Genomic DNA, 1,362 nt, shown 5'->3' with positions numbered 1-1,362 from the left:
TCGTTTCCAGTGGATAGGGACGACGACCATTGCCCGCTTTTGGATAAAAGGGCTCAATCACTTCCAGCAGTTGAGTCCATGGTAACAGGTTGTCCATCCGAGATAAGAAAATCTCTTTACGGGTCTGGCGGCGCTTGCTGGAAAACTCACTATCGGCAAAAGTTAACTGTTGGCTCATGGGCGGTAATGGCTGTGATTTACTATGTAGCTATGATCTCACATCAGGGACTTATTCGCATCTTCCCTAGGTTTAAGACTAACACTGTTGGTAGAAGAGGCGCTAGCCCTACGAGCTTGAATGATATGGAATGGTGGTCTTTAGGTCAGCACTTTGGTTTGTCTACACCTTTGCTTGATTGGTCTAGATCGCCTTATGTATCGCTATATTTTTCACTCATCTCTCAAACTTTACCTGAATCTGGGTATCACGCACTTTGGGTATTCTCTCCAGTAGCGTTTCATGATTTACATATTAATCAAGACCATAGAGTTGAATCAGAAGACGAAAGTATTAGATTCATCCATGATGCATTGTGTGAGGAAAACCAAAGGGTTATTAGTCAGGGAGGAGTTTTCACACTTACGCCTAACGGGGAAGATATTGACGAATTCATCCCTAAGGTGCTCAATTTAAATGGGCATGCACCTGTGTTGTATAAAATTAAAATACCAATGTCTAATAGAGATGACTTTTTGAGGCATTTGGAGTCAATGAACGTGCATAGTGGGACACTTTTCCCTGATTTAATTGGTGCTGCAGATTTAGCAAATAGGCAACTGGAAAAGGAAAAAACGCTTTTGCTTCGCCGAAAAAGTGATAGCTTTGCCGATAGGTTATTGAGCCTTAATCTATACCACGAAACACCTAACAAGTGACTGTGGTGTTTAGTCAATATATTTATCCGTTTTTTACGCACCACAGCTCCTCGCTTTTAAGCATGGTATTCAAGATCACGATGAGCTTTCGCATGCAGGCGAGCAGTGCTACTTTCGGCATTTTGCCGGCCGCTTTGAGACGCTGGTAATAGCGCTTAAAAACAGGATTACACTGTATGGCTGACATCATCGCCATAAACATGACTGTGCGTATTCTATGGCGACCACCACGGATCTTGCGTTTCCCCTTGTAAGAGCCACTTTCGCGGTTCATGGGAGCGACACCAACTAGGGCGGCAATTTCTTTTCGGTTTAGTTTTCCTAACTCTGGCATTTCACTGAGCAGAGTGTAGGAAAGCACTTTCCCCACACCAGGAACACTCGTCAATATTTCCGATTTGACGCGCCATTCTTTGACCTGGGCTACGAGCTTATCGAGTTTTTCCGTAAGTTTATCTATTTGCTGGTTAAGTGATTTAAGCAAAG

Annotated in this window: 2 protein-coding genes and 1 pseudogene; 1 reads left to right on the top strand and 2 read right to left on the bottom strand. The window is 43.5% G+C overall.

The genetic code is table 11. The features are described from left to right. A pseudogene (locus L1D47_RS20665) lies at positions 1 to 178 on the bottom strand (IS5/IS1182 family transposase); the annotation flags it as partial. 8 nt (positions 179 to 186) lie between these two features. On the opposite strand from L1D47_RS20665, the gene L1D47_RS20660 reads away from it, so the two are divergent. After that, the gene (locus tag L1D47_RS20660) at positions 187 to 876 is read left to right on the top strand and encodes an FRG domain-containing protein (protein ID WP_345778778.1); all 690 of its coding nucleotides are present in this window, start codon (positions 187 to 189) and stop codon (positions 874 to 876) included. 22 nt (positions 877 to 898) lie between these two features. On the opposite strand, the gene L1D47_RS20655 is transcribed toward L1D47_RS20660, so the two are convergent. Beyond that, positions 899 to 1,362, bottom strand: a 464-nt coding sequence (locus L1D47_RS20655; RefSeq protein WP_239886618.1) for a transposase, incomplete at its 5' end; no start/stop codon positions are given.

Origin of the sequence: Shewanella sp. Isolate7 (genome assembly GCF_022398425.1) — a bacterium.
Classification (GTDB): Bacteria; Pseudomonadota; Gammaproteobacteria; order Enterobacterales; family Shewanellaceae; genus Shewanella.
Note: the sequence above shows the minus strand (reverse complement) of the source record. Positions and strands in the feature narration are given on the sequence as shown.